3 protein-coding genes are annotated in these 2,876 nt (G+C 67.1%); all 3 read right to left on the reverse strand.

The annotated features are described in order from the left end of the window. Nucleotides 1-204: 204 nt before the first annotated feature. From VML93_RS16645 to VML93_RS16655, 3 genes are read right to left on the reverse strand one after another with little or no spacing between them, the layout of a single operon-like run. The gene (locus VML93_RS16645) at nucleotides 205-594 is read right to left on the reverse strand and encodes a hypothetical protein (RefSeq protein WP_325612288.1); all 390 of its coding nucleotides are present in this window, start codon (nucleotides 592-594) and stop codon (nucleotides 205-207) included. Then, a complete protein-coding gene (gene istB / locus VML93_RS16650; protein ID WP_325612289.1) occupies nucleotides 591-1,427 on the reverse strand; it encodes an IS21-like element helper ATPase IstB in 837 nt (278 codons plus the stop codon). Before istB ends, VML93_RS16645 begins: the two co-directional genes overlap by 4 nt. Then, on the reverse strand, nucleotides 1,424-2,788 hold the full coding sequence (locus tag VML93_RS16655; RefSeq protein ID WP_325612290.1) for a Mu transposase domain-containing protein: 1,365 nt from the start codon (nucleotides 2,786-2,788) through the stop codon (nucleotides 1,424-1,426). Before VML93_RS16655 ends, istB begins: the two co-directional genes overlap by 4 nt. Between the last annotated feature and the right edge of the window lie 88 nt (nucleotides 2,789-2,876).

The raw sequence follows: 2,876 nt of genomic DNA on the forward strand, positions 1-2,876 counted from the left end.
GGCGGTGGTTCTGGCTGATCTGCCGCACATCTGAGTGGCTCGGGGCCGCGCGGACCTCTTCGGGATTGACGTGGCTAAAGCGTTCTTTAGCGAGTCGCTGCCACCACTTGCTCAAGACCTTCTGGACGGCCTGGCGCGAGCATGATGACGCTCATCGAAAGTGCTCAGTCTTGCTCGGTGAAACTGCTCACCGGTGACGGGTGTTCACTGTAGCGGTTGTTGGCGGTGGGCGCGCAGGCCGTGGGCGGTGAAACTGATCTGGTCGATGAGCAGGTTGGCGTGGTAGCCGGCCCAGTCGCGGGGTTGGGGGTGGTCGCGTCCGGTGGCGTGCAGGTAGTCGGCCAAGTGGTCGGCGATGCCGGCGTGACGTAGGAACCCGTCGATCAGGTGGAGTAGCTCGCTGAGGTCGGCGAGCTGGTTGGCGTTGATCTTGACGGTGGCCTGTGTGGGGCAGTCGAGTCTGTCATGGCATAGACACAGCGGCTGCTGATCGGATTGCGGGCTGTTGGCTGGAACTTGTTGGGTGGGTTGGATATTCACGGTGTTGGCGTCCTCGATCGCGTTGGGTGGGGTTGTTGAGGTTGCGTGGTTCATCGGGGGTTCCCGGTGGTTGCCCGGCGGAGGCTGTCGGCGGCGGCGTGGTGGTCACGCAGCCGGTAGGACTCGCCGTCAAGGGTGAGCACCACGCAGCGGTGCAGTAGTCGATCCAGCAAGGCGGCCGCGACGGTGGTGTCGCCCAGGATTTCGCCCCACGACCCTACCGACCTATTGGTCGTCAACACGATCGAGGATTTCAAATATCGTTGCGAGACAACCTGAAACAACGCGGACGCGGCCTCGTTGGGCAGCGGCAGATAGCCGAGTTCGTCGATGGCCAGCAAGCTGGGGCCGTTGTAGAAGCGCATGGTGGTGGCCCAGCGGCCCTCGATCGCGGCCCGGTGGCAGCGGGCGGCCAAATCGGCGGCGGTGGTGAAGTAGGTCCGGTAGCCGGCGTGGGCGGCGGCCCGCGCCAACCCCACCGCCAAGTGGGTTTTGCCTGTCCCGGGCGGGCCGACCAGCAAAATGTTGGTGGCCGACTCCAGGTAGCGGCAGGTGGCGAGCTCGTCGATGAGCTTGCGGTCCACCCCGGCGGCGGCGTCGACGTCGAAGCCTTCCAGCGTGGCCGGGGTGGGCAGGCTGGCGAAGCGCAGCCGCCCGGCCAGCCGGCGAGCCTGGTTGGCGTCGACCTCGATGGCCAACAGCCGCTCCAACGCCGCGGTCAGCGACAGCTGCTCGCTGGCGGCCTGGTCCATCACGGTGGGCAGCGCTTCGGCGGCGGCGTGCAGTTTCAGCGCGGCCAAATGCCCGCGTAGGCGCTGATAGCGGCTGGCTGCCTCGGCGGTAGCCGGCAGGGTCAAAGATGTGTTGGTGTTGTCGGTGGTGGTCATTCCAGGGTGCTCCTCAGCTGGGCGGCCCGCTCGTAAACGGACAGGTCGATGACGGTGGAATCGGGTGTGGTGGTTGCTGATTCGATGACAGAGCCGCCCTCCGCAGCAATGCGTTCACGGAGTTCGGCAGCCGCCGCGCGGGCGGCGGGCCCGGGTGGGATGCGTTGTTTGCGCCGGTGCGGACGGCCAGTATTGGCCGCGGCCATGGCCGCAGCGTCCAGCGCGATCACGTGCCCGGCGTCACGGACAGTGGCGCCGAGGCCATCGCCGAGCCGTTTGTGGCGGGCCACGACGATCCCGGCGGTGGTGGCGATGTCGATGAACTGGCCACCGACCGGGTGGGTGACCGTGACCGTGGCCATGGCCAGCTCGGGCGGCACCGAGTAGCGGTTGCCGCGGTAGCCCACCAGCGCTTGGCGCGAGGCGATCCGCTGTTCGGCCACGATCAGCGGATACGGTTGCGCCGCAACGTGTCCCAGCGGTTCGGTTGCCGCGAGCGCGGCGACGGTGGATTTGCCGTCAGGGGTGGCCCGCATCCGGGTATCAGCACGTATGCGGCAAAACCGGTCGAGGTCGGCTTGGGCCTGCTCGGGCGTGACATCGTCGGCCAAGGTGCGCCACCAGCGTTGCGCGGCAGTGTGATTGTTCTTTTCCACCACGCCCTTGCGGTTGCCGCGCCGAGGCGGACATACGCTCACCGACACCGAGTAGTGCTTGGCCACCCCGGCGAAGGACGCGGTGATCCGCCCCGAGCCCGGATCACACACGGTGGCCATCCGGTCGAACCGCCACGTCTTGGTCACCCCGCCCAAGGCTCGGGTGACCCGGTCCAAGCCCTGCACCAGGTGCGGCTGATCGGTCGACGGCTCCAGCGACCCGCGCCACTTGCTCGAATGCGACAGCGACCCGACCAGCAGACGCGCGGTGCGGCCCCACCCCCACGACGCGGGTGGATCCGGCAAATCCAGCCAGTCCCACTGGGTTTCGTCTCCTGGGGGATGCTCGATGATCGCATTCGGTCGGTCCGTCGCGCTCCGGCAGGACGCGCAGTCTGGGCGCAGCCCACGCGCGCGGATGTTGCGGGTCAAGCTCGGATACGACAACGTGAACCCGAGCTCTTCGAGCTCATCGCACAGCGTGCGGGCCCACAAATGCGGATCCTCGCCCAGGCGCGCACTCACATAGTCGACGAACGGCGCGAACGAATCCTCACCGGCCCTGCGTACGCCGGGCGTGGTCACTTCGTTGATGTAATTGCGGATCGTCCGGCGGTTCCTGCCGGTGTGACGGGCGATCGCCGAGATCGACCACCCCCGTTTGTGCAATGCGTGAATCTCCACGTCTTCCTCTCGTGTGAGCATAGGAAAGCGGGCCTCCTTCGACCGGAGCTGTTGGCGTCAGACACCAGCAGCATCGAAGGAGGCCCGCCCTCAATGGCGGAGCCACGCG

Origin of the sequence: Mycobacterium sp. (assembly GCF_035499775.1) — a bacterium.
In the GTDB taxonomy this organism is placed as follows: Bacteria; Actinomycetota; Actinomycetes; order Mycobacteriales; family Mycobacteriaceae; genus Mycobacterium.

Coding starts and splice junctions, on each gene's coding strand:
- VML93_RS16645 (WP_325612288.1), bottom strand. CDS start 594: ATGAACCACGCAACCTCAACAACCCCACCCAACGCGATCGAGGACGCC.
- istB (WP_325612289.1), bottom strand. CDS start 1,427: ATGACCACCACCGACAACACCAACACATCTTTGACCCTGCCGGCTACC.
- VML93_RS16655 (WP_325612290.1), bottom strand. CDS start 2,788: ATGCTCACACGAGAGGAAGACGTGGAGATTCACGCATTGCACAAACGG.